Below are 23,572 nucleotides of genomic sequence, written 5' to 3' on the forward strand. Positions count from 1 at the left end.
CTAGCCAAGGCGAGGGATCGGTCGCTCGATCCGCGAAGCGCCCCGGGCCCGGCAGGGTCCGGGGCGCCCTCGGTTCAGGTCAGCAGCACGCTGGGCGTGGTGCGGCGCAGGTGGACGATCGCGTCGAAGGTCGCCGCGAGGGAACCGGTCGTCATGACGTAGTCGTCGGCGCTCTCGCCGTCCTGGTAGACGGGGTGGACCATGCGCACCGAGGTCGGGGCCGCCAACCAGTCGCGGACCGGTCGGGGCGCGCGGAGGCGCAGGTCGATGAGGTAGTCGTCCTCGCACGCCTCGCCGAGTTCGGCGTCCAGCAGGCCGGGGCCGGGCGGGGCGACGGCGACCGGGACGACCGGGTACCAGCGGCTGTTGACCTCGCCCTCGTGGAAGACGGTGCCGACCGAGACGTACTCGCGGCCGATGCGCTCGCGCAGGTGCCCGCCCGCGTAGGTGAACTCGGTGGTCTCGCCGGGAAGCGAGTAGACGGTGGACGGTGCGGCGGCGGTGTGGGCGTTGGCGGCCCAGTACGCGATGCGGCCGCCGACCTGGCGCCGCCACCACTCGATCGTGTCCGCGATGAAGACTTCGCGGCCCGGCCGCGGCGCGGGGCCGAGGATCGCGTAGTACTCGTGCCAGGCGGCGACGGTGCGGGCGTGCTGGGCGGCGAGCTCGCGGTCCTTCGAATCGGGCAGGTCCGCGACGAGGTCGAGGACGGCCTGGGCGTGTCCGATGAGGTCGACGCGCTCGGCCTCGCCGAGCTGCTGGTACCAGTAGATGTGCCCGGGACCGGTGGGGCGGATCGGGTCGAGGTGTCCCGCCAGTTCCGCGGCGCGGTCGGGGGAGACGGCGGCGACGTGGTCGGTGATCGCGGTGAAGCTCGCCTCGCGCAGCGTCAGCAGGTCCGCGCCGAGGAACCGCACCTCGTCCCCGGGGTGGTCCGCGTTGAACCCGCGCACCCATTCGATGACGTCGAGGATCTCCTGGGTCTGCCACAGCTGGGAGGACAGGTCGGTCGCCAGTTCGCGGGCGTCGCCCTCGCCGGTGACGGCGTAGCGGTCGACGGCGAGGCCGTGCGCGAAGTCCAACTCGAAGGCGAGCGTGCGGAATCCCATGCGCTCCACGAGGTACCGCACGATCTTGTGCTTGACGCGGAACTGCTCGTGCGAGCCGTGGGTCCACTCGCCGATCCCGACGACCTCGGCGTCCCGTGCGATGCGGCGCAACGCGTCGAGGTCGTCGAGCGGCGAGGCCGGGTCGGTCGAGTCGATGCGCGCGGCGTGGCGGTCGATCCAGTCGGTGATCGGTGCGCTCGCCCCGGCGGGCGAGGCGACGGCGGTGGAGGCGAGGGCGGCGACCGCGGCGAGTCCGAGGAGGCTCCTGCGGTTGAAGACGTTGTCGATCATCGGTCCGGCTCCGAATCGGTTCGGTGAAGTGTGATGCCTCCGATCCTGTCGGGCCTCGGCGCCGAGGCCCATACGCCGCAGCTCGCGATCGGGCTACGCGAAGCGGCGTAGGCGCGGGAGGGCGTCAACGCTCCCATTTCAAGCGCTGGAGGCGTTTACATTTCGGGCATATCCCGTTATATTCGTATTTATCAATGCCTATATCTATGGGAGCGATACTATGCTCGGACCGAGAAGACACCGCTCAAGAAGAGTCCTCCTCGCCCTCGCGGCGGTGGTCATGGCCGCCGCGTCGGCGCTGTTCTTCACCGCCTCCAGCGCCTCGGCGCACGGCACCGCCACCTCCCCTGCCGCGCGGCAGTACAGCTGCTGGGAACGCTGGGGCGGCGACCACGTGAATCCGGACATGGCCACCGAAGACCCCATGTGCTACCAGGCCTTCCAGACCAACCCCAACACCATGTGGAGCTGGATGAGCCTGCTGCGCGAGGGCATGGCCGGCCAGCACGAGGAGCTCATCCCCGACAACCAGCTCTGCTCCGGCGGCAACCCCGAGTACACCTCGCTCGACGTACCCGGCAACTGGCACACCACCCCGCTCGCCAACAACTTCAACCTCCACTACGAGGACCAGGCGAGGCACGGCGCCGACTACTACTGGGTCTACGTCACCAAGCAGGGCTACGACGCCACCACCGACGCCCTCGACTGGGCCGACCTCGAACGCGTCGTCGAGACCGGCGTGTACCAGCCTGGCGAGTCGGTCGACATCCCCGTCAGCGCACCCGGCCGCACCGGGCACCACGTCGTCTACGTCGTCTGGCAGGCCAGCCACTTCGACCAGACGTTCTACTCCTGCTCCGACGTGACCTTCGGCGGTTAGCCGAGGGCACCAGCGGGTCCGGCCGGGGCGGCGCGAGGTCGCCGTCCCGGTCGGCTCGGACCGGCCGGATTCGATCGGGGACTACTCGGGCGGTCGCCGGTACTGCCGGCGATAGGCGGCGGGCGGGACGCCGCATTCGGTCGTGAACGCGGAGTAGAAGCGGCTCACCGAGGCGAAGCCCGATGCCGACGCGACCGCGCCTATCGGCAGGTCGGTGGTGACGAGCAGGCGGCGGCCCTCGGCGAGTCGGCAGCGGGTCAGGTAGTCGATGATCGTGGTGCGCACGATCTTGCGGAAGTGGGTCATCGCGTAGTTGGGGTGGAGGCGGGCGGCGGCGGCGACGTCGGCCACGGTCAGCGGCTCGCGGAAGTGCGCGGCGAGGTGCCGCACCATCGCGACGACGTGGCGGAGGGCCGGATCGCCCCCTTCGTACTCCGGTGCGGGCTCCTGCGGCGCGTCGAGCGCGAGCCGGCGCACGCGGGCCTCGACCTCGAGCAGCAGGATGCGGCGGCGCTCGGGGTGCGCGCTGTCCAGGTCGGCGGCCCACTGCGTGAAAGCGGCGGGGTCGGACTCCCTTGCGGCCGAAGGCGGAGCGATGAGCGGTCTCCCGGAGAGGAGCCGTCCGACGAGCGCGGTCGGCAGCCCCCAGCCGAGGAACGTCACGAACGGCACGTGGACCCAGTGCGTCCGCGTCGCGGAGTTCGCGACGAGCTGGTGCGGGACGGCGGCCCAGAACGCCGCCACCGAGCCGGGCCCGATCTCGACGGTCTCACCGCCGAACAGGTAGAGCATGGTGCCGCCTTCGGCGACGAAGTTGATCTCCAGGTCGTCGTGCTGGTGGGCGGTGTCCATGAGGACCGGGCGCCCGGCCCAGCCCACCAGCGCGGGCGGCGCGATCTCGATCTGAGGATGCAAGAAACAGTCGCTCTTTTCAGTGAAGACTTCTCTGATCGGAATCTATACCGTGGTGCCGCAGCGGCCGGCACCGGCCGCGATCCACCGCATGGCACAAGGAGCCGTCTTGTTCTCTCTCGGTATCGTCGGCGCCGGGCAGTTCTCCGGCGCGTTCGCGAAACTGTTCAACGCCCACCCCGGAGTCTCCCGGGTCACCGTCACCGACCTCCTCCCCGACCGCTCCGCGGCCCTCGTCCGCGAGCTCGGCCTGGCGGGCGTGGAGGCGGACTTCGACGCGATGCTCGCCTCCGACGTCGACGCCGTCGCGATCTTCACGCAGCGATGGACGCACGGGCCGCTCGTGGTGCGGGCCCTGCGCGCGGGAAAGCACGTCTATTCGTCGGTGCCGATGGCCTTCACGGCCGAGGAGATCGCCGCGATCGTCGACGCGGTCGAGGAGACCGGCCTGACCTACATGATGGGCGAGACCAGCCACTACCATCCGGTGACCGTGCTCGCGCGGCAGAAGGCCGCCGAGGACGCGTTCGGGCGGCTGTTCTACGCCGAGGGCGACTACGTGCACGACATGGACCACGGGTTCTACGCCGCGTACCAGTACAGCGGCGGGGCCGACTGGAAGCGCACCGCCAGCTTCCCGCCGATGAAGTACCCGACCCACGCGATCGGCGGCGTGCTCGGGGCGTGGAGGACGCACGCGGTGAGCGTGAGCGCCATCGGCGTGCCGGACCTTCGCGGCGACGGCGTGTTCGACAGGTCGGTGAGCATGTTCGGCAACGACTTCTCCAACGCCACCGCGCTGTTCGAGACCGCTGACGGCGGCAGTATGCGCACCAACGAGTTCCGGCGGGTGGGCCTCGGTCAATGGATCCCCGAATCGCGGTTCACCTTCTACGGGACCGAGGGCATTCTGGAGCAGGGCTCCCACGCCACCCTCTGGCACAAGCGATCGGAGCCGCTGGTCGACTGCACCGAGCTGGTGCGGCCCGGCTCGGCGACCGGCGCGGACGACCCAGTGCTGGCCAATGTGGACCCGGCGCTGCACGACTCGTTCATCTCCGGCCACGCCCCGGTGCACGACACCTCGGGCCTCCCGGTCGAGTTCAAGGGACTCGGCAACGGGCACATGGGGAGCCATCAGCTCCTCGCGCACGACTTCGTGACCGCCGTCGAGCAGGGCACGCTGCCGCCGGTCAACGCCTGGGTCGCCGCCCGGTACACCCTTCCGGGCCTGGTGGCGCACGAGTCCGCGCTCAGCGGCGGCGAACGGCTGACGATCGACGACTTCGGCGACGCCCCCGGGTCGGAGTGACCTCCGAGGTCGCCGCCAGGCCGCATCGCGACGATGACGGCGCGGGGCTGCGTCTCAGTCGACGGTGACGGTGACGCTGTGGAGGCCGGTGGCGCCGTCGGGGATGACGCCCTGCACGTCGCTGGTCTGCACGTCTCCCTCACCGTCGGTGGCGCGCACGGTGAGGGTGTGCTCGCCGGAGGGAGCGTCCCATTCGTAGCGCCATTGCCGCCAGGTGTCGCCGGTGGCGACATCGGACAGTTCGCACGGGAGCCATTCATTATTGTCGATGCGGAGGTCGACGGCGGCGATGCCGCGGTGCTGCGCCCAGGCGACCCCGGCGACCGTGACGGTCCCGCTGTTCGCTTTGGAGCGGGGCGTGTCGATGCGCGACTGCGTCTTGATGGGGCGCGGGGTGGACCAGCCGCGGGTGATCCAGTAGGCGTCGTAGGCGTCGAAGGTGGTCAGTTCGAGTTCGGTGAGCCACTTGGTGGCCGAGACGTACCCGTACAGGCCGGGTATGACGAGCCGGGCGGGCCAGCCGTGGTCGATCGGGAGCCCTTCGCCGTTCATGCCGATGGCGATGAGCGCGTCGCGTCCGTCGAAGACCAGTTCGGTCGGGGTGCCCGCGGTCCACCCGTCCGCCGAGCGGGAGACGAGCTGGTCGGCGCCGGGGTTCGGGCCGGCTTCGGCGAGGAGGTCGGCGAGGGGGACGCCGAGCCAGCGGGCGTTGCCGACCAGGTCGCCGCCGACCGGGTTGGACACGCACGCCAGCGTGATGTCCCGTTCGACGAGTTCGCGTCCGAGGAGGTCCTCGAACGTGTAGGTGCGTGGGGTGTCGACCATGCCGTGGACGCGTAGCGACCAGGTGTCGACGTCGACGCGGGGGACGGTGATGGCGGTGTCGATGCGGTAGAACTCGCCGTTGGGCACCCGGTACGGGGACAGGCCCTCGACGTCGAAGTCGGCTCCGGGCCCCGGGTCGGGGGCCGGGACGTCGGGTGTGGGCAGGTCGAAGGCGTCGCGGTCGGCCTCGATCCCGGCCGGGCCCGAGCGTCCGGCCCACCACGAGGCGCCGAGCGCGGCCGCGCCGACGCCGCCGAGAACCATCAAGAACGCCCGCCGCGCACCGGACTCGGCGTTCTCGCTCTTGCGGTCCCACCATTCCAGTCCTGCGAGCGCGAGCGCTCCGGCGAGGACCGAGGGCACCGCCGCGGCGAGGCCCAGACCCGGTCGCGTGGCGGCGGCCGCGGCGCCGAGTGCCGCGAGCACGACCACGGCCGCGCGGGCAGGCCACGGGCGGCGGCGCCACAGGACGCCGACGGCGGCTCCGGCCGCCGCGACCCCGATGCCCAGACCGGTGATGAGCAGTGGCTTGTCGGCGGTGCCGACCAGGTCGATGAACCAGTGCGACACTTCGAGCGGCACGACGGCGATGACGGCGTCGCTCAGCGCCGACAAGGGCGCGGCGCGGGGTTCGGTCAAGGCGGCGGCGAAGTGGCCGACCGCGAGTCCGGCGAGGGTCGCGAGGAGCCCGGCCGCGGCCCATGCGCGCGGTGAGGCTGAGTCCGTTGCGTTCACCTCTTGATCATCGTCCTTCGGAGGGCCGCATGTCCTCCGGTGGCGCTTACGATCTGCTAAACAAGCGAGCCGGTCCCCGGCGACCGCGCGGGTGCGGGTTGCCAGGTTGGGATTCGAACCCACACGCCTTCGGCCGCCCGCGCGTCGAACGCCGAGGCTCTTGGGGCCGCCGCCGTTCGCGCCGCGGTGCTGAGCCTCGCGGGTCGGCGCCGGGGTGCGCGGGGTGCGCATCGAGCGCTGCCCGGTCCCCGCCGGACAGGGCGTCGGGGTCGCCGTATCAGCCTGGAGTGCTCAGGTCGCGAGCGCCCGGGCGAGGTCGGCGATGAGGTCGTCGGCGGCCTCGATGCCCGCCGAGAAGCGGACGAGGTCGTCCGGGAGGCCCGGGAAGGCGTCCGGAGCGGAGTGCCCTCCCGCGGCCGGGCGGGTCACGAGCGATTCCACCCCGCCGAGGCTCGACGCCGCGTACGGCACCCGCAGCGAGCCGATGAGGGCGTCCGCTGCCTCGGCCCCGCCGAGCGGCTGGAAGGCGAGCCCGAGCCGTAGCCGTCGAAGAGCGCGGAGGCCCGCTCGTGGTCGGGATGCGTCCGCAGGCCCGGGTAGCGCACCTGCGCGATCCGCTCGTGACCGGCGAGGTATTCGGCGACGGCCATCGCGTTGGCGTTCTGCCGCTGGACGCGCAGCGCGAGCGTCTTGAGCCCGCGGGCGAGCAGGAACGCCGCGTGCGGGTCGAGGCTGGAGCCGTGGGCCCGCAGTACCGACGCGACCTGCTCGATCCGCTCGCCCGATCCGGTCACGACCCCGGCGGCTATGTCCGAGTGTCCGTTGAGCGCCTTGGTCGCCGAATGGCACACCAGGTCGAAGCCCACGGTGTGCGGCCGGAAGACCACCGGTGTCGCGAGCGTGTTGTCCACGATGGAGGTCAGCCCGTGCTCGCGGGCGAAGCGGGCCATGCCGGCCAGGTCGCCGACCCGGATGAGCGGGTTGGTGATCGTCTCGGTCAGGAACGCCTTGGTGCCGGGCCGCAGCGCCCGCCGCCAGGTCTCCTCGTCGTCGGGGTCGACCAGGTCGAAGGTCCAGCCGAGGCGCTCGGCGTGCTCGGCGAGCAGTTGGTGCGTCCCGCCGTAGAAGGAGCCCGCCGCGATGAGGTGGTCGCCCGAGCCGAGCACGCTGTGGAGCGCGGTGGCGATGGCGGCCATACCGGAGGCGGTGGCGACGGCGGCCTCCGCGCCCTCCAGGACCGCGAGCCGGTGGTGGAGGTGGCGCTGGGTCGGGTTGGTGCCCAGCCTGATGTACGGGACGTCGTCGCCGTCGTCGCCGCTCTCGAACACCGTGCCCTGGTAGATCGGGAAGACCACCGAGCCGCCGGCGGCGGGCCTCGGCTCGCCGCCGTGCACGGCCAGGGTGTCGAACCGCGTTGGCATGTCGCTCATCTGGCCGAGGCTACGGTGTGGGGAAGCCGCCGCTCAACGAATTGTCCTTAACTTTCGCTTACGTCGGCGAGCGCGCGGTCCACTTCGGGGATCGCGGCCTCCAGCAGCCGCCTGAGCTTGTGCAGGTTCGACTCGAAGACCGCGAGCACGGCCGCGTCGGTCACGGGGGCGATGCCGGGGTCCTCGTCGAGCCCGGCGTCGTAGTCGGTGACCAGCGCGATGCCGACGAACGGGATACCCGCCTCCATGGCGAGCGGCGCCTCGGGCGACTGGGTCATGTTCACCACGTGCCAGCCCGCGTCGCGGTGCCAGCGCGACTCGGCGCGGGTGGAGAAGCGGGGGCCGTTGACGACCACGACGGTGCCGCCGTCGTGCGCGGTCACGCCGGTCGCCGATGCCGTGTCGAGCAGCGCGCGGCGCAGCCGCGGGTCGTACGGTTCGGCGAACGGGAGGTGGACCGGGCCGTCGGTGAACTCGTCGTGGAAGGTGGACTCCCGGCCCCAGGTGCGGTCGACGAGCTGGTCGCAGACGACGAACTCGCCGGGCCTGATCTCCGGTCGCAGCGAACCGGCGGCGAACGGCGAGATCAGGGCGCGCACGCCGAGCCGTCGCATGGCGTCCACATTGGCGCGGTAGTTCACGCGGTGGGGCGGGAACCGGTGGTCGACGCCGTGCCGGGGCAGGAACGCGACCCGTACGGTTCCGAAGCGGGCGACGGTGACCGGTGCGGAGGGCGGGCCCCACTCGGTCTCGACCTCCCAGGTCTCGGCGTCCTCCCCGAGGGAGTAGAAGCCGGAGCCGCCGAAGACGCCGATGTCGGCCCGGGGGGCGGTCTCGTTCAAGGTGTGCTCCTCATCGTTCGTCGAATCGCGCCAGTTGGGCGCGCATGTCCTTGACGGCGCGGAGGGTGCCGCCGAGGGTGCCGGTGACCTTGCTCCTGCCGACGCGGGGGCGGTACGGGACGGGCAGTTCGGCGATCCGCCAGCCGTCCCGTCCGGCCCGCAGCACCATTTCGAGCGGCCAGCCCGAGCGGCGGTCGGCGATGCCGAGGCCCAGCAGGGCCTCGCGGCGGGCCGCCCGCATCGGGCCGAGGTCGGTGACGTGCGCGCCGGTGCGGCGGCGGATCTGCCCGGCGAGGTAGCGGTTGGCGAGGCGGTTGCGCTTCGACATCGCCCCGGCCTCGGCGTCTCTGGCGCCCAGGACGAGGTCGGCCTCGCCGGCCAGGACCGGTGCGCACACCCGCGGCAGGTCGGCGGGGTCGAGCGAGGTGTCGCAGTCCATGAAGGCCACCACGGGTGCGGTGGCGGCGGCGAGTCCCGCGTGGCAGGCCGATCCGAAGCCGCGGCGCGTCTCGGTCACCACCGTCGCCCCGAGACCGGCGGCGACTTCGGCGGAGCCGTCGTCGGAGCCGTTGTCGACGACGATCGGGCGGTACCCGGGCGGCATGTGCCCGAGCACCCAGGGGATCGCCTCGCGTTCGTTGAGCACCGGCAGGACCACGTCGACGCCGACGGGATCGAGGAGCTCGCGGATGCGCCGGGCCGTGCGGGTGCGGGGGGCGAGCGCGGCGATGGCACGGGCGTCCGCGGCGTCGTCCAGGTCGCGGAGCACCGGCAGGTCGGCAACGGAGAGGCCGAGCGCCTCCAACTGCTTGCGCTGCATGAGACCGGTGTCGTTCCGGCTCATGTGGACACCGGCGAACGCCTCCGGGTGCGGCCGGACCATGCCCAGCGCCCACCAGCCGCCGTCCTCGGCCGGGCCCAGCGCCGCGTCGAATCCGTCGTCCGCCAGTGCGGCCAGCGCGGCGTCGAGCAGTCCCGGTGTCACCTGCGGGGTGTCCATGCCGATCTGGAGTCCCGGCCCGCCCGCGTGCGCCCAGGCCGCGGCGAGCCGTTCGTTGAAGGAGCCCTCGACCTGGGGAACGACCTCGAATCCGGCGGGCAGCCACGGTCCCGGTTCGCCGTCGAGCGCGAGCACGAGCCGGTCGGCGCCGCATCCGGCGACCGCTTCCAACGTGTCGGCGAGCGCGGCCTCGGCCACGGACGCGGCCTCCACAGTGGTCAACGGCGGGGTGAGCCTGGTCTTCGACCGGCCCGGAACCGGGGCCTTCGCCAGGACGAGGAGATGGGTCCGCTGCATGGGTCCGATGCTACGGATCGGACGGCGCCCCGAGGCACGGACGATTCTTACGGTATGCGAAAGTCTCGGCCCATCGGATGACGAAGGCGCGCGCGATCGGGCATCGTATTCGTATGAGCTCTGAAGCCGACCCGCGTGTGCTGGTCGTGGACGACGACCACGCGCTGGCGGAGGTCGTCGCCCGCTACCTGCGCCGAGACGGCTTCGAGGTCGACTACGCCGCCGACGGCGCCACCGGACTCGAACGCGCCCTGGCGACCCTGCCCGACCTCGTCGTCCTCGACCTCATGATGCCCGGCATGGACGGCTTCGAGGTCTGCCGCCGCCTGCGCCGGACCACCGACATCCCCGTGGTCATGCTGACCGCCCGCGGCGAGGAGAACGACCGCATCGCCGGACTCGACCTCGGCGCCGACGACTACGTCACCAAGCCCTTCTCCCCGCGCGAGCTCGCCGCCCGCGTCCGCGCGGTCCTGCGCCGCTCCGCCCCCGACACCGCCCCGGTCCTCACCGGCGGCGACGTCGAGATCGACACCGTCGCCCACGTCGTGCGCCGCAAGGGCGAACCGGTCACGCTCACCACGAAGGAGTACGACCTCCTCGTGTGCTTTCTCGGCAATCCCGGACGGGCCTTCCGCCGCGAGGAGCTGCTGGAGACGGTGTGGGGCTGGAGCATCGGCGACACCTCCACCGTCACCGTCCACGTCCGCCGCCTGCGCGAGAAGATCGAGCAGGAGGCCTCGGCGCCCCGCCACCTGACGACCGTGCGCGGCGTCGGATACCGATGGGAGCCCTGATGCCGCACCGCGGACGCCGCCGAGCGGGCTCGCTGCTCATCCTCGCCGGGGCCCTGGCCTCGGCCACCGCCCTCGCCGTCGCCTTCGACTTCCCGCCCGCCGACATCGCCGTCCTCGTCGCCACCGCCGCGGTCGCCTCCTCCGTGGCCGGCATCGCAGGCGGCGTCGTCCTGCGGCGGCTGCGCAACCGTCCCGCCCGCGTCCAGACGATGACCGTCGCCCTCTCCTCGGTCCTGGTCGCCGCCACCGGTGTCGTCACCGCGGCACTCGCCATGTTCATCTCCTTCCACGACCTCGTGCTGCTGTTCGTGGTCCTCATCGTGGCCTCCGGTGTCGCCTTCGGCGCGGCCTGGCAGCTCGGCGACGACATCGGCGCCGGCGCCGAACAGGTCGGCGCCTACGCCCGCACCATCGTCGGCCGCGACGGCAGCGTCAGCGCCGAACGCGCCCCCTCGGTCACCGGCCCCGGCGAACTCGCCGCGCTCGCCCGCGACCTCGCCGACGTCTCCAGCCGCCTCGAACTGTCCCAGCGGCGCGAACGCGCCCTCGAAACCTCGCGGCGCGAACTCATCGCCTGGGTCTCCCACGACCTGCGCGCGCCCCTCGCCACCATCCGCGCGATGGCCGAAGCGCTCGACGACGGCGTGGTCGACGACGACTCGACCGTCAAGCGCTACCACTCCCAGGTCCGCTCCGACGCCGAACGGCTCTCCGCACTCGTCGGCGACCTGTTCGAGCTGTCGCGCATCAACAGCGGGTCGCTGCGCCTCGGACGCGAGAAGGTCGACCTGTGCGACGCCGTCGCGGACGCCCTCGCCGGATCGGCGGCCGCCGCCGACCTCAAGGGCGTCACCGTGATCGAACGCCTCGCCGCGCTCCCCTCAGTCGACGTCTCCGCCCGCGAGTGCTGCCGGGCGCTGGACAACCTGCTCGACAACGCCATCAGGCACACCCCGGCCGGGGGCACCGTCCTCGTCCGGGCCGCCGCCGAGGGCGGCGACGCGATCGTCCACATCGAGGACGAGTGCGGCGGCATCCCCGAAGCCGACCTGCCGCGCGTGTTCGACGTCGCCTTCCGCGGCGACCAGGCGCGAGGACGCGACGACCGCGGCGGCGGCCTCGGCCTGGCGATCAGCCGCGGCCTCATCGAGGCCCACGGCGGATCGGTGACGGTCGTCAACGCCGGGACCGGCTGCCGCTTCACCGTCCGGCTGCCCGCCGGAGGGGGCCGGTGACCCGCCGCCGGACCGCCCTCGCCCTCCTCGCCTGGACCGCCCTCCTCGCCCTCGTGTGGCTGCTCGGCCAGGTCAAACTCGCCTCCACTGAGGGCGACCTCCACTTGGGCGCGATGCCGCTGTACGGCGCGTGGCAGTGGCGGCTCGACCCCGTGCTGCTCGTCCCGATCGCCACGGGCGCGATCGTCATCGCGGTTCTGCCCGCCGCGGCAAGAGTCCTGCGCTGGCGCTTCGCCGTCCTCGCGACCGCGGTCGCCGGTTCGGCCCTGAGCCTCGCGCTCGCGCTCGCCCACTCCCACCCGCGGATCTGGGGGGACACCGAGTACCACTACGCGGCCCACCGCCACCTCGTCGACGACGCGGGCGGGTTCGGGCCGTTCCTGCGGGACTACACCGCCGTCCAGCTCGCGGGCGACGTCCCGGTACACCTCCAGTCCCACCCGCCGGGCCTGGTCCTGTTCTTCTGGGCCGCCGAGCGCATCGGCCTCGAAGGACTCGTGTTCCAGAACATCGTCATCCAACTCGCCGTCGCCGCCGCGATCGTCGCCGCGCTGACGATCGGCCGCGACGTCGCCGGGGAGCGGGCGGCCCGCAAGGCCGCGCCCTTCCTCGTCGTGGCGCCGGCCGCGTTCTGGCACACCAACGCCGACATCGTCTTCGGCGGCGTGACCCTCGCGGCCGTCGCCTGCCTCGTCCTCGCCACCGGCCGCTCCGGTGGACGGGCGGCGGCCCTGACGGTCGCGGGCGGCCTGCTCGCGGGCGCCGCGCTCCTGCTCTCCTTCTCGGCCGCCCTGCTCGCCGTTCCCGTTCTCGCCGTGGCGATCCTGCGGCGGCGCTGGGGCGTGCTCCTGTTCGGCGGCGCCGTCGCGGGCGCGGTCGTGCTCGCGCCGCTCGCATGGGGCTACTGGTGGTTCGAGGGCCTGCAGACGACACGTGTGCGCTACTACGCCGGGGTGGCCTCGGTCCGCGGCTACTGGTACTTCCTCATCGCCAACCTCGCGGTGTTCGCGCTCGCGCTCGGCCCCGCGACAGCGGTGGCCCTGGCCCGCCTCCGCGACCGCCGCATGTGGATCGTCGTCGGCTCGTGCCTCGCGGCCGTCGCCGTCGCCGACCTGTCGGGCATGTCCTCCTCCGAGACCGAGCGGATCTGGCAGCCCTTCATGCCCCTGGTGCTCCTCGCCGGATGCGCCCTGCCACGGCCCCGGCCGTGGCTGGCCCTCCAGCTGGCGGTCGCCGTCGTCCTCGCCGCCGCACTGTGGGTGCCGTGGTGACCCGGAGAAAGGCAGACCCATGCGAGTACTGGTGACCGGCGGGGCCGGCTTCATCGGCGGCCACGTCGTGGACCGGCTCACCGCACGCGGCGACGACGTGGTGGTCCTCGACTCCCTCGCCGCGCACGAGAAGAAGCCCGCCCTTCCGGACTCGGTCGAGCTCATCGTCGGCGACCTCCGCGACGAGCAGGCCGTCCGCCGAGCGGTCGAAGGGGTCGACGCCGTCTGCCACCAGGCCGCGCGGGTCGGGCTCGGCGTCGACTTCGACGACGTGGCGGCCTACGTCGCCGACAACGACGGCGGGACCGCGAACCTCCTTCGGGCGCTGTGGCGCCGCTCGTTCAGCGGCCGCCTCGTCGTCGCCTCCTCCATGGTCGTCTACGGCGAGGGCCGATACCGCTGCCGCGAGCACGGCGACGTCCGCGCCGAACCGCGCCGGGCCCCCGACCTCGACGCCGGGCGATTCGAACCGCGCTGCCCCCGCTGCGGCGCCGACCTCGCCTGGGCGAGCGTGCCGGAGGACGCCCCACTCGACCCCCGAAACGTCTACGCCGCCACCAAGGTCCACACCGAACACCTGTCGTTCCTGTACGGCCGTGAATCCGGTGCCGCCGTGTGCGCCCTGCGCTACCACAACGTCTACGGACCCCGAATGCCGCGCGACACCCCCTATGCGGGCGTCGCGAGCATCTTCCGCAGCGCCCTGGAGGCGGGCGCGGCGCCGCGCGTCTTCGAGGACGGCGGCCAGACCCGCGACTTCGTCCACGTCGGCGACGTCGCCCGCGCCAACCTCCTCGCCCTCGACCGCGAATGGACCGGCGCCTGCAACATCGCCAGCGGTGAACCGCATACCGTCGGCGACATGGCCCGCACCCTTGCCGCGGCCTTCTCGGAGCAGCACGGCCCCGTCGTAACCGGCGAGTACCGGCTCGGCGACGTCCGCCACGTGGTCGCCTCGCCCGACCTCGCCGCCGAGAAGCTGGACTTCCGGGCCGAGACCGGCTTCGCCGAAGGCATGACCGCCTTCGCCCGCGACCCCCTCCGTTGATGCTCGTGGTCGAGGTGCGGCCCGCACTCGCGGAGGAGACCGGATCACCTCGAAAGCGTAAGGGACTTCGGATCATCCGCTCGACGCGTCGGCGGGCACCGGTCGCCGACGCGTCGAACGCGCACGGGCGACGACGCCGTGCCGGGGCGCGAACAGCCAGGCGACCAGGAACACGCCCGTGATCACCAGGACGATGAGGCCCCCGGCGGCCAGGTTGTAGTGAAAGGACAGGTACAGGCCGGCGACCGCGCCGAACGCCGCGATCGCGCAGCCGGCCAGGACCATCGGGCCGAGCCGGTCGGTGAGCAGCCGCGCCGTGGCAGCCGGGGTCACCAGCAGCGCGAGGACCAGGATGTTCCCGACCGCCTGAAGCGAGATCACGATCGCCACCGTGACCATGACGTACAGGGCCACGTCGAGCGCGAGCACCGGCAGGCCCGACGCGCGGGCGGTCTCCCGGTCCAGGCTCACGGCGACGAGCTGGCGGCGCAGCAGGAACGTCGCCGCCACCAGCGCCAGGCCCGCGACGCCGACCAGGAGCACGTCGCCGTCGCCTAGAGCCAGGATCTGTCCGAACAGGAACGACGTCAGATCGCCCGTGTAGGACTGCTGCGTCGAGACCACCACGATGCCCAGGCCGAACGAGGCCGCCCAGAAGATCCCGATCACCGTGTCCTCCTTCAACCGCCGCGTCTGGCCGATGAGGACGATCGCCAGCGCGGTCGCGACGCCAGCGACCGCGCCGGACAGCGTCAGGTTGAGATGCAGGACGAATCCGATCGCGACGCCGGGGAAGACGGCGTGCGCGACCGCGTCGCCGATGAACGCCATGCCGCGCAGGACCACGAAGGCGCCCACGGCGACGCACACGACCGCGGACATCACGGCAACCGCGAAGGCGCGCTGCATGAACACGTGGGACCACGGCTCGGCCAGCCATTCGATCACTGCGGTCGCTCCGTTCCGGAGAGGAGGGCTTTGAGCTCCCCGGACGCCGCGACGCCGAAGGCGCGCAGCCACAGGTCCGGGTCGGTGAGCTCGGCGGGCGGGCCGTCGGCGACGACGGCCCTGTTGAGCAGGCAGATCCGCGTGCAGGTGGCGCGGGCCTGGGCGAGGTCGTGGGTGGTCATGAGGATCGCGGTCCCGTCCGCGGCGAGGCGGGCGAGGAGGCCGGTGAGGAGTTCCTGCGTCGGGACGTCGACACCGGTGAAGGGCTCGTCGAGCAGCAGGAGCGCGGGTCGGCGCGCGAGGGCGCGGGCGACGAGGACGCGCTGGCGCTGGCCACCGGACAGCTCCCCCACGGGCCGTCTCGCGAGGTCGGTGAGACCGACGCGGTCGAGTGCGTCGGCGGCGGCCGCGCGGTCGTCGCGGTTCGGTCCGCGGAGCCACCTGGCGCGGGCGTTGAGGACCGCGCCGTGGACGGTGATCGGGAAGTCCCAGGTGAACTCGTGCTTCTGCGGGACGTAGCCGGGCCGGCCGGTGCTTGTTGCAATGGTGCTGACCTCGACCGTGCCGGTCTCGGGCTTGAGGAGGCCGAGGACGGCGCGCAGGAGCGTGGTCTTGCCCGCACCGTTGGGCCCGATGAGGCCGACGGTCTCGCCGGGACCGACGGCGAGGTCGACCTTGTCGAGCACGGGGCGGCCGCCGAGGCTGACGGTGAGGTCGCGGACGCACAGGGCCTCAGACATCGGCGTCCCCGGTGGCGTTGCGGCACTTACGGGTGGCGGCCATGATGACGGCGCCGAGGACGACCGCGGCCGTCGCGGCGCCGAGGCCCCACAGGAGCCAGCCGGTGCCGGTGGTGGGGAGGAAGCCGCCGTCGCCGTCGTCCTCGGTGCCGTCCGAGTCGCCTCCGCCGCCGGAGCAGGCCGCGTTCGGGTCGCTCGCATCGCCTACGGCCACTTGGACGTCGGCGGTGTCGGTGACCGTGGCTCCGTCGCCGGTGGTGCCGGTGAAGGCGATCGTGAGGCGGTAGACGCCGGGCTCGGAGAACGTCCAGTTGCCGTGGGCGTGGGTGTTCTGCGGGACCGAGATCGTCTGCGGCAGCGCCTCGGAGGAGTCGAACAGCACGTCGGCGCCGCCGAAGGTGCCGGTGAGGAAGAGCGTGAACTCGCCGGGGCCGTCCACGGCCTCCAGGCTCCAGTCGACGGCTCCGGGGACGCCTTCGATCACGCCGGGGTCCTGGGTGTTCCAGCCGGGCCAGACGATGCCGGAGGCCTGGACCTGCGGGAGCATGTAGATGTCGTCGCCGGTCTCGCCGAGGAAGCCGTAGTCGCCTTCGGGGATCGGGAAGAGCGCGGCGTCGGGAACCCGGAGCACGGTGTCGTCCAGGTCGCGCCACTCCGATTCGGCGGCGCGGTCGTCGCGGAGCTGGACGGTCCACTCGCCGTCCACGAAGCGCGGGCCGATGTCGACGTGGCCGTCGGCGATGACCTCGCAGGACGCGGCGGCCTGGGCGTTCCCCGGCTCGGTCTCGGCGGCGATGACCGCCGCCTCCTCGGCGGTGACCTTTTCAGCGGTAAGCGAGTAGACGGCCGTGGCGGTCGCCGTGGCGGCCTGGGAGCGCGGCGCGATGCTCCCGTGGTCCGAGACCGCTTCGCGGGCACCGAGTTCGAGCCGGTACTCCCCCGGTTCGTCCACGGCGAGGACGACCGCGGCGGTGGTCCCGCCGGGGAGGGTGAACGAGCCGCCGTCCGCTGTGGAGGCGAGCGGTTCGGCGAGGCCGGGGCCGGTGAAGGTGTAGAGCCAGGCGTCGCCGGGGCCTTCGAGCTTGTCGAGGCCGAGCGTGAGATCGCCGTCGACGGCCGAGGCGTCGAGTGTGGAGTGGGTGATGCCGTCCGCGGTCCCGGCGATCCATACGAGGTCGCCGGGCGCGCCGAGGAACGCGAAGTCCTCGCGCTCGGGGACGAGGGAGGGCACGGTCGCGAGTTCGGCGGGGGCCGTGACCGCGAGCCCGGTGCCGTCCGGTTCGAACGCGGCGATCCCTTCGGGCGCTTGCGCTTTCGCGGGACTCGCCCAGACGGTGGCGGCGATGGCGGCCGCGGCCAGGACCGTCGGCGTCGTTCGGGGTCTCATGAGTCTCCTCCCAGGCAGCGGCTCAGCTCGGAGGCGTTCTGCCGCATCATGTCGATATAGGTCGGTGCGTCTTCGGGCAGGGCGTCGCCGTGCAGCGTGCACACTTCGACGCCTTGGTCCTCGGCGACCTGGCGCAGGACGCTCGCTCGGGCGTGGAGGTTGGGTTCCACGAACACGGCGGGCACGTCCAGGTCGGCGATGGTCTCGGTCAGCTGCTCGACCTGCCGGGCGCTGGGCTCGGCGGCGGGGTTCGGGACGACGAACCCGGCGACCTGCATCCCGTAGCGGTCGGCGAGGTAGCCGAAGGCGTCGTGCGTGGTGATGAGCTGCCGGTCCGACTCGGGGACGGTGTCGATCGCGGCGGCGACCTCGGCGTCGAGCGCGTCGAGCTCGGCGAGGTAGGTGTCGCGGCGGGCCTCGAACTCCTCGCGGCCGTCCGGGTCGATCTCGATGAGCGCGTTGGTGATGACCTCGACGTACGCCTTGGCGTTGGCGACGTTCTGCCACAGGTGCGGGTCGATCTCGCCGTGGACGTGCTTGCCGAGCACCGCCTGCGGGAGCTGGTAGACCTCCCGGCCGGCGTCGCCGAGGAACGCGAACGCCTCGGCGTCGGGGATCGGTTCGGCGGAGCGGGTGGGCACGTCGATCACGACGTCGGCGGGGTCGAGGTCGCCGCGCTCGTCGTCGCGGACGACGAAGGTCCCGGTGTCGAGGTCGGCGGTGAGGTCGGTGTGGCCGTCGTCCAGGACCGTGGCGCCCTCGCGGACCTCGCGCGGGTTGACGCCGACGGCGAAGGTGAAGGTGGCCTCGCCGATCTCGGCGGTCGTGCCGTCGTCGGCGACGGTGGCGGCGGTCGTCAGCTCGTACACGCCGGGTTCGGTGAAGGTCCAGTTGACGTGGGTGTGGGCCGCGGGCGGGAGGGTGATCGACTCGTCGGCGCCGATCCCGTCGGCGGTGTTCCAGTAGATCTCCGGGGTGCCGAAGGCGTCGGTGAGGAACATCGCGACGGTGCCGGGGCCGGTGGCGGCGGTGAGGCGGATGTCGATTTCGGCCGTGCGGGTCTCGGTCTCGCCGCGCACGCCGAAGCCGAGCCAGATCACGTCGAGCCCGACGTCCTCCACGAGCGGGATGAGCTTGGCGCCGTAGGGTTCGGCGTTCTCGGCGAGGGCGATGTTGGGGACGCCTTCGGGGACGTTCGCGTCGAACAGCTTGATGAGCGGGTGGTCCTCCAGGAGGAGGTGGTTGGTGAAGGCGAGGTCGGCGCTCGCGACCGTCGCCGCGTCCCTCGGGCTCGGCTCGTAGGAGTGCGGGTCGCCGCCGGGCGGGACGATGGTCGCGACGTCGACGCGGTCGCCGCCGACGATCTCGGTCCAGTTCTTGATGAGCTCGGTGGTGACGACGACCTGGGTGTCGTCGGTCCCGGCGCCGCCGGTGCAACCGGCGAGGACGAGCGGCAGGGCGGCGGCGATGAGCACGGCTCGATGTGGCTTCACGGCTCGGTTCCCTTCTCGGTGTCGCGGACCGGGTCCGCATCGGAGGTGTCGTCGTTGCGGTGCTCGTCTTGTGTCGCCTTGCGGCGCTTCCGTTTTCGGAGGATCACAATCACTCGGAGCACCAGCAGCAGCGCCACTGCCACGGCCGCCTGCGACCACGGCGGCGCCCACAGGCCCGCCTCGGTGTTGCGGGAGGGCAGGCGGGATTCGAGGTCGGCCTCGTCCACCGCCTCGGGCCGGACGATGAGGGCCGCGTCCAGGCGGACGAGCGGCCAGACGCCTTCGATCTCGGCGGTACCGGTGAAGCGGTCGCCGGGGAGGATCTGCGGCAGTTCCGCGATCACGACCTCCCGGGCGAGCAGGTCCCAAGGCCCGGCGACGCGGGCGACCAGCGTCCCTTGCAGACGGACGTTCCCGGTGTTCTCCACCTCGTAGTCGAACGTGATCGAGCCGGGCTCGACCGGATTCCACCCGTAGTGGTAGGTCGCCTGTCCGACTTCGGGACTGAGGAGCGGATCGAGCTCCCCGGCGACGCGCAGGTGGACCCTGGCGCCGACGCGGCGCTCCACCAGCACCTCGGCGCCGCTCGCGTCGGTCGCCGCCTCGGTGACGGCGGCGACGATCCCGCCTACGTGGTCGCCGGGCGTGGCGTCGGCGGGCACGGTGAGCGCGAACGGCACGTCGAGGCGGGTCTCGGGGGCGACGGTGAGGGTCTGCTCGTTGAAGCCGATCCAGGAGCCCACGTCGACCGGTTCCGTTCCGGAGGGAAGGAGGTCGAAGGCGCCGGACTCGCCGGTGTAGGCGTCGGAGGCGTAGAGCCGCAGCGTGATCGGCTCGGTCGAGAAGTTGGAGACGCCCACGAAGTCGATGACCGTCTCGCCCGGGTCGAGCGCGTAGTCGAAGGCGGCGCGGCCGTCGGGTCCGTCCTGAGAGGACGGGTTCACACCCCAGGTGGCGGGGGCTTCGGCCGCATCCTCCTGGGCGGCAACGGGGCTCGCGACCAGTAGCAAGCCGGCCAGCGCCGTGCATGAGGCGAGCCGGGCTCTACGGAGGCGACCGGCGAACGGCGTGGTCGTTCGTGGTGCGCGGGCGGTGGTCGGGACGGGTCTGCTCACGGAGGTCTCTCGGGTGGCGTGGAGGGAGGGCGGGGCGGCCCCGAGGTGGGTGGGGCCGCCCCTCCTGGGGGGAGCGGTCTAGCCGACGTCGAAGGTGTAGGTGATCTCTGGTGAAGTCACGGCGCCGTCGACGGCGTGGGTGCCGGTGACCTGGAACGTGAGTCGGTAGGTCCCGGGTTCGGTGAACACCCAGGTCGGGTGGTGGTGGCTCTCGGTGATCGCGGTCCCGGACGCGTCGCACGCCGGGTCGGTGTGGAGGCGGACGGCGCCGGTGGTGGCGTCGTACACGGAGACGTTCCCGCCGGTCGGGGTGACCGCGTCGACGAGTTCGAGCTGGAGGGCGCCGCCGAAGTCGGCGAGCGCCAGGTCCTCGGTGCTCCAGCCGGCCCAGATGAGGCCGCCGGTCTCGGTGCGGGACAGGACCCAGTTCTGGCCGACGTCGAGCTTGCAGCCCACGGCGGTGGTGCGGTCCACCTGGTGTCCGGAGTGGACGTCGAAGACGACGTCGGCGGGGTCCAGGACCGCGCTGGTGGCGTGGTCGTGGACGTCGATGTCGAGCGTGTTCGCCGTGTCGTCGTAGGAGAAGTCGAGGACGTCGACGTGGCCGGAGGCGATCGTGGCCGCGTGGGCCTGGCCGGCGAAGGCCAGCGCGGCGACCGCGCCGAGGACGGCGCCGAGTTTGATCATGGTGCTGCGCATGGTGACTCCTACTTCTTGACCCAGAACCAGTAGTCGACCTCGCCGGTCGACACGGTCTCGCCGGTGGCGGCGAGGACGCCTTCGGCCTCGACGGTGAGCTTGTAGACGCCGGCCTCGCCGAAGGCCCAGTTCAGGTGGCCGTGGCCGGCGGCGCCGATCTCCCAGGAGCCGGGGCCCTGACTGGAATCGAAAAGGACTGTGGGTTCGCCGAGGTCGTCCACGGTGTAGAGGTCGACGTCGCCCCAGGCGTCGTGGACGGTGAGGGTGAGGGTGTCGCCGGCGAAGTCGCCGGGGGCGATCTCCTCGGTGGCCCAGCCGGCGAAGAGGAGTCCGGCGACCTCGGTGTCGGGGAGGATCCACACGTCGGCGTCGCCGTCGTCGAGGAAGTCGTATCCGGCGGGCGCGGTGGTCTCGGCGGCCGGGTTGACGGCGAGGACCACTTCGGAGGGGGCGTACTCGGCGTCGTTCTCCTCGTCGTGGACGTGGAGGTCGAGTGCGCCGTCCTCGTAGGCGACGCCGAAGACGTCGGTGTGGCCTTCGGAGAGGACGGTGAGCGGCGAGCGGGCGTCCTGTGCGGCGGCCGGGGCTGCCGTGGCGAGGACCGCTGCCGCGGCGGCTGCTGCGGCGGCGATTTTGGGGAGGGTGCGCAAGGCGGGGTTCCTTTCGGGTTGTCAGATCGCGGTGAAGGTGACGAGTGCGGTGTAGGTGCCGGACTCGACATCGGTGGGCAGGTCCAGGTGGAGGTCGGCCTGGAGCACTGCGGTGCCGTTGCCCGCGCCCGGGGCGGCGGAGGCGAGCAGCTGGGAGGCGGCGAGGCCGGGCCCGCCGTCGAGGAGGCCCTGGACCGGAGGGCCGGGCGTCACGTTCTGTTCGGCGCCTTTGGAAGTGAGGCTCGGGGTCCAGCCGAGACAACTGCCCGGCACCTGGTCCTCGCCGTCAGCGCCCTGCCCCTGCCCGGCGAGGCTGAAGTCCGAGACCTGGGCGGTGGCGTTCCAGCCCGGATCGGCGCTGCGGGTGTCGGTGACGGTGACCGGGCGCAGTTCGCCTTCGGTGGTCCAGCGTGTGGCGTCGGCGGCGAGGGTCATCGCCGGGAGCGCGACGGTGCGGTCCTCGGGGTCGACGCTGAGGACGAGGCCGCCGGTGTCGGCGTCGAGCTCGGCGGTGATGGCCTGGGTGTTCTCGAGGTTTGGATCGGGATCGGGGTCGGGGTCGTCGTCTTCGGGCCATTCTCCGACGACGAAGAGGTAGTCCTGCGGCGCGGAGACGAGCGGGGCGCCGTCGGCCGCTTCGGCTTCGGCCTGCCAGGTGAGCCGGTAGATGCCGGGTTCGCTGAAGAACCAGTTGACATGGGCATGGGTCCGCGCGGTCGTGGTGATCGCCTGGGGCAGTGCATCGGCCGTGTCGATCTGCACGATCGCGTCACCGAAGTCGTCCACGGTGAGCATCACGAGTTCGCCGGGACCGCTGAAGCCGGTCAGCGCGAGGTCGACGGCATCGCCCGCGAGGACGCCCTTCGGTATCGCATCGGTGTCCCAGCCCGCGAAGAGCACGCCGGGCCGCTGCGTGTCGGGGAGGAGCCAGCGCACATCGCCTGGGGCGCCGACCTGGTCGTACCCCGGACCGGCGAACTGCTCCCCCAACACGGTCTCGGATGCGGTCGTCGCGTGGAAGACGACTTCGTCAGGGTCGCGGTAGACATCACCCGAATCATGGAGACGGGTGCCGTCCTTGGCCCGCAGGTCAAGGCCCGCAGCGGTGTCGTCCACCGACAGCACGTCGACATGCCCCTCGTCCAGGACGAGGCGGCCTTCGAGGTCGGACGCGTCGGGCAGTTCAGGCTCAGGCTCCTCGGCTGCTTCACCGACCTGCCAGCGGTACTCGATCTCCTCGCTCGCCACGGGCGTGCCGTCCGCGAGGTCGCCCGAGGCGCGCCAAGTGAGCGTGTAGGCGCCTTCCGCGGTGAAAGCCCAGAACGAGTGCACATGCGCGGGAACGCCGACGGGAATCGCATCTGGCAGACCGTCGCGGGAGGAGGCGAAGACGACGGGCTCGCCGAAGCTCTTCACCGTCCACAGGACGACCTCACCGGGCCCGTCGACGTCGACGAGTTCCAGCGCGACCTCGTCGCCCTCGAACTGCCCCTTGGCGAGCGGCTCGGTGCTCCACCCCGGCCACAACAGCGCGGGGTCCTGGGTGAGCGGCAGCATCCACATGGATTCGCCGGCGTCCCCGATGAAATTCCAGGTCTCGCCTTCGGGTATCGGCATCTCAGCCTCGGGAAGCACCTGAAAGAGCACGTCCTCAGGATCGTGATACCGGGTCGCATCCCCGGTGTCGTCCTTGACCCGCAGGTCAAGTTGATCGCCGTCCATGTAGACCTGCATCGCGTCGACATGGCCGACAGAAAGAACGGTCCGCCCGCCCACGATCTCAGCAGCCGCCGGCGCACACCACACCAACGGCAGCACCACCGCCGCCGAGGCAATCGCCGGCACCCGGCTCCAACGAGGGGTCATAAGACTTCCTTCTCAGCTCAGTTCAGAAGACCCCCTCATGCTAACGAAAACCATTCCCATTACCAACCCCCGCCCACCGCCGATCCCACACTCGAACACCCTCAAAGACCCACCCCCGCAGGTGAACAACCACATCGAGCAATCAGTGACCTTAAATACCCTCAAAAATGCGCATATGGAAACCCGAACACGAATCGAGAACTCGACGGCCCCTGGGGACGGTCTGTGTTGCCTTGGGCCGTTATGATGAGAATCGTTCAGTGACCTTGGGCGAGTGGAGGCGTGATGTTCGGCGAGGAAGCGATCGCGCAGCAGTTGGCGGACGCGCGTGCGCAGTTGGCCAGTGTCGCCAGGACTCCCGAGGCGAACCAGGTGGAGCCCGTCACCGTCGAGGGCGCCGAGGGCTTCTTGAAGGTGACCATCGGAGTGGACGGCCGCGTCGCCGGGTTCGAGGTCGATCCGCGGGCGATGCGGGTCGGTTCGGAGGTGCTGTTCGCCGAGATCAAGCGGATGGTCAACGCCGGGTTGGACGAGCGGGCCGCGGCGATGGGCGCCGATGAGGTGCCGCCGGACGTGGACGCGATCAACGAGTCGGTCGCCGCGATCCAGGACCGGTCGCTGCGGCAGTTCCAGGCCATGAGCGCCTCGGTCAGCGAGGTCCTGGCGAAGCTCCACGGAGGACGGTGA

Annotated in this window: 22 protein-coding genes; 7 read left to right on the forward strand and 15 right to left on the reverse strand. The window is 71.9% G+C overall.

Annotation, left to right across the window (positions count from 1 at the left end):
• Positions 1–74: 74 nt before the first annotated feature.
• Complete coding sequence (locus tag E9998_RS08515) at positions 75–1,400, reverse strand: erythromycin esterase family protein (protein ID WP_158299739.1); 1,326 nt, start codon at positions 1,398–1,400, stop codon at positions 75–77.
• 220 nt (positions 1,401–1,620) lie between these two features.
• On the opposite strand from E9998_RS08515, the gene E9998_RS08520 reads away from it, so the two are divergent.
• The gene (locus E9998_RS08520; RefSeq protein ID WP_192907060.1) at positions 1,621–2,283 is read left to right on the forward strand and encodes a lytic polysaccharide monooxygenase auxiliary activity family 9 protein; all 663 of its coding nucleotides are present in this window, start codon (positions 1,621–1,623) and stop codon (positions 2,281–2,283) included.
• An 81-nt stretch (positions 2,284–2,364) separates the two neighbouring features.
• Here the strand turns inward: E9998_RS08520 and E9998_RS08525 are convergent, their stop codons facing one another.
• Positions 2,365–3,198, reverse strand: coding sequence for a helix-turn-helix domain-containing protein (locus E9998_RS08525; RefSeq protein WP_136529280.1), 834 nt, complete (start codon positions 3,196–3,198; stop codon positions 2,365–2,367).
• A gap of 88 nt (positions 3,199–3,286) precedes the next feature.
• On the opposite strand from E9998_RS08525, the gene E9998_RS08530 reads away from it, so the two are divergent.
• On the forward strand, positions 3,287–4,507 hold the full coding sequence (locus tag E9998_RS08530) for a Gfo/Idh/MocA family protein (protein ID WP_136529281.1): 1,221 nt from the start codon (positions 3,287–3,289) through the stop codon (positions 4,505–4,507).
• Positions 4,508–4,561: 54 nt separating this feature from the next.
• Here the strand turns inward: E9998_RS08530 and E9998_RS08535 are convergent, their stop codons facing one another.
• From E9998_RS08535 to E9998_RS26175, 5 genes are all read right to left on the reverse strand, one after another.
• Positions 4,562–6,067, reverse strand: a complete 1,506-nt coding sequence (locus tag E9998_RS08535; RefSeq protein WP_204745331.1) for a molybdopterin-dependent oxidoreductase — start codon at positions 6,065–6,067, stop codon at positions 4,562–4,564.
• Positions 6,068–6,358: 291 nt separating this feature from the next.
• Positions 6,359–6,538 (reverse strand): PLP-dependent transferase, encoded by a 180-nt coding sequence (locus E9998_RS26705; protein WP_275669497.1) that lies wholly within the window; start codon positions 6,536–6,538, stop codon positions 6,359–6,361.
• Positions 6,493–7,497 (reverse strand): trans-sulfuration enzyme family protein, encoded by a 1,005-nt coding sequence (locus tag E9998_RS08545; protein ID WP_136529283.1) that lies wholly within the window; start codon positions 7,495–7,497, stop codon positions 6,493–6,495. Before E9998_RS08545 ends, E9998_RS26705 begins: the two co-directional genes overlap by 46 nt.
• Before the next feature lie 47 nt (positions 7,498–7,544).
• The gene (locus E9998_RS08550) at positions 7,545–8,339 is read right to left on the reverse strand and encodes an S-methyl-5'-thioadenosine phosphorylase (RefSeq protein ID WP_136529284.1); all 795 of its coding nucleotides are present in this window, start codon (positions 8,337–8,339) and stop codon (positions 7,545–7,547) included.
• A 10-nt stretch (positions 8,340–8,349) separates the two neighbouring features.
• Positions 8,350–9,636, reverse strand: a complete 1,287-nt coding sequence (locus E9998_RS26175; protein ID WP_136529285.1) for a glycosyltransferase family 2 protein — start codon at positions 9,634–9,636, stop codon at positions 8,350–8,352.
• A 113-nt stretch (positions 9,637–9,749) separates the two neighbouring features.
• Between E9998_RS26175 and E9998_RS08560 the strand changes: the two genes are divergently transcribed.
• From E9998_RS08560 to E9998_RS08575, 4 genes are read left to right on the forward strand one after another with little or no spacing between them, the layout of a single operon-like run.
• Entirely contained in the window at positions 9,750–10,433 is a 684-nt protein-coding gene (locus E9998_RS08560) for a response regulator transcription factor (protein WP_192907061.1), read from the forward strand.
• Entirely contained in the window at positions 10,433–11,668 is a 1,236-nt protein-coding gene (locus E9998_RS08565; protein ID WP_204745332.1) for a sensor histidine kinase, read from the forward strand. The genes E9998_RS08560 and E9998_RS08565 overlap by 1 nt, the downstream gene beginning before the upstream one ends.
• On the forward strand, positions 11,665–12,939 hold the full coding sequence (locus tag E9998_RS08570) for a hypothetical protein (RefSeq protein ID WP_136529287.1): 1,275 nt from the start codon (positions 11,665–11,667) through the stop codon (positions 12,937–12,939). Before E9998_RS08565 ends, E9998_RS08570 begins: the two co-directional genes overlap by 4 nt.
• A 19-nt stretch (positions 12,940–12,958) precedes the next feature.
• Positions 12,959–13,987: an NAD-dependent epimerase/dehydratase family protein gene (locus E9998_RS08575; RefSeq protein WP_136529288.1), complete on the forward strand. Its 1,029-nt coding sequence runs from the start codon at positions 12,959–12,961 to the stop codon at positions 13,985–13,987.
• 72 nt (positions 13,988–14,059) lie between these two features.
• Here E9998_RS08575 and E9998_RS08580 read toward each other — a convergent pair whose 3' ends face one another.
• The 8 genes from E9998_RS08580 to E9998_RS08615 all read right to left on the reverse strand — a co-directional run bounded on the left by E9998_RS08580 (position 14,060) and on the right by E9998_RS08615 (position 22,885).
• Positions 14,060–14,935, reverse strand: coding sequence for an anchored repeat-type ABC transporter permease subunit (locus E9998_RS08580; protein WP_240037534.1), 876 nt, complete (start codon positions 14,933–14,935; stop codon positions 14,060–14,062).
• Entirely contained in the window at positions 14,932–15,675 is a 744-nt protein-coding gene (locus tag E9998_RS08585; protein WP_136529289.1) for an anchored repeat-type ABC transporter ATP-binding subunit, read from the reverse strand. The genes E9998_RS08580 and E9998_RS08585 overlap by 4 nt, the downstream gene beginning before the upstream one ends.
• Positions 15,668–17,062 (reverse strand): TIGR03773 family transporter-associated surface protein, encoded by a 1,395-nt coding sequence (locus E9998_RS08590; RefSeq protein WP_136529290.1) that lies wholly within the window; start codon positions 17,060–17,062, stop codon positions 15,668–15,670. Before E9998_RS08590 ends, E9998_RS08585 begins: the two co-directional genes overlap by 8 nt.
• Positions 17,059–18,555 (reverse strand): anchored repeat ABC transporter, substrate-binding protein, encoded by a 1,497-nt coding sequence (locus E9998_RS08595; protein WP_204745333.1) that lies wholly within the window; start codon positions 18,553–18,555, stop codon positions 17,059–17,061. The genes E9998_RS08590 and E9998_RS08595 overlap by 4 nt, the downstream gene beginning before the upstream one ends.
• Positions 18,552–19,670, reverse strand: coding sequence for a WxL protein peptidoglycan domain-containing protein (locus tag E9998_RS08600; RefSeq protein WP_136529291.1), 1,119 nt, complete (start codon positions 19,668–19,670; stop codon positions 18,552–18,554). Before E9998_RS08600 ends, E9998_RS08595 begins: the two co-directional genes overlap by 4 nt.
• A gap of 78 nt (positions 19,671–19,748) precedes the next feature.
• Positions 19,749–20,369, reverse strand: coding sequence for a choice-of-anchor M domain-containing protein (locus E9998_RS08605; protein WP_136529292.1), 621 nt, complete (start codon positions 20,367–20,369; stop codon positions 19,749–19,751).
• Between the two features lie 8 nt (positions 20,370–20,377).
• Entirely contained in the window at positions 20,378–21,019 is a 642-nt protein-coding gene (locus E9998_RS08610) for a choice-of-anchor M domain-containing protein (RefSeq protein ID WP_136529293.1), read from the reverse strand.
• A gap of 21 nt (positions 21,020–21,040) precedes the next feature.
• The gene (locus tag E9998_RS08615) at positions 21,041–22,885 is read right to left on the reverse strand and encodes a choice-of-anchor M domain-containing protein (RefSeq protein WP_275669498.1); all 1,845 of its coding nucleotides are present in this window, start codon (positions 22,883–22,885) and stop codon (positions 21,041–21,043) included.
• 285 nt (positions 22,886–23,170) lie between these two features.
• On the opposite strand from E9998_RS08615, the gene E9998_RS08620 reads away from it, so the two are divergent.
• Positions 23,171–23,572 carry a YbaB/EbfC family DNA-binding protein gene (locus E9998_RS08620; RefSeq protein WP_136529295.1) on the forward strand — a complete coding sequence of 134 codons (402 nt, stop codon included), beginning with the start codon at positions 23,171–23,173 and terminating at the stop codon, positions 23,570–23,572.

Origin of the sequence: Glycomyces paridis (assembly GCF_004912155.1) — a bacterium.
Classification (GTDB): Bacteria; Actinomycetota; Actinomycetes; order Mycobacteriales; family Micromonosporaceae; genus Glycomyces; species Glycomyces paridis.

Coding starts and splice junctions, on each gene's coding strand:
- E9998_RS08545 (WP_136529283.1), bottom strand. CDS start 7,497: ATGAGCGACATGCCAACGCGGTTCGACACCCTGGCCGTGCACGGCGGC.
- E9998_RS08575 (WP_136529288.1), top strand. CDS start 12,959: ATGCGAGTACTGGTGACCGGCGGGGCCGGCTTCATCGGCGGCCACGTC.
- E9998_RS08530 (WP_136529281.1), top strand. CDS start 3,287: ATGGCACAAGGAGCCGTCTTGTTCTCTCTCGGTATCGTCGGCGCCGGG.
- E9998_RS26175 (WP_136529285.1), bottom strand. CDS start 9,636: ATGCAGCGGACCCATCTCCTCGTCCTGGCGAAGGCCCCGGTTCCGGGC.
- E9998_RS08615 (WP_275669498.1), bottom strand. CDS start 22,885: ATGACCCCTCGTTGGAGCCGGGTGCCGGCGATTGCCTCGGCGGCGGTG.
- E9998_RS08520 (WP_192907060.1), top strand. CDS start 1,621: ATGCTCGGACCGAGAAGACACCGCTCAAGAAGAGTCCTCCTCGCCCTC.
- E9998_RS08515 (WP_158299739.1), bottom strand. CDS start 1,400: ATGATCGACAACGTCTTCAACCGCAGGAGCCTCCTCGGACTCGCCGCG.
- E9998_RS08590 (WP_136529290.1), bottom strand. CDS start 17,062: ATGAGACCCCGAACGACGCCGACGGTCCTGGCCGCGGCCGCCATCGCC.
- E9998_RS08565 (WP_204745332.1), top strand. CDS start 10,433: ATGCCGCACCGCGGACGCCGCCGAGCGGGCTCGCTGCTCATCCTCGCC.
- E9998_RS08620 (WP_136529295.1), top strand. CDS start 23,171: ATGTTCGGCGAGGAAGCGATCGCGCAGCAGTTGGCGGACGCGCGTGCG.
- E9998_RS08585 (WP_136529289.1), bottom strand. CDS start 15,675: ATGTCTGAGGCCCTGTGCGTCCGCGACCTCACCGTCAGCCTCGGCGGC.
- E9998_RS08605 (WP_136529292.1), bottom strand. CDS start 20,369: ATGCGCAGCACCATGATCAAACTCGGCGCCGTCCTCGGCGCGGTCGCC.
- E9998_RS08560 (WP_192907061.1), top strand. CDS start 9,750: ATGAGCTCTGAAGCCGACCCGCGTGTGCTGGTCGTGGACGACGACCAC.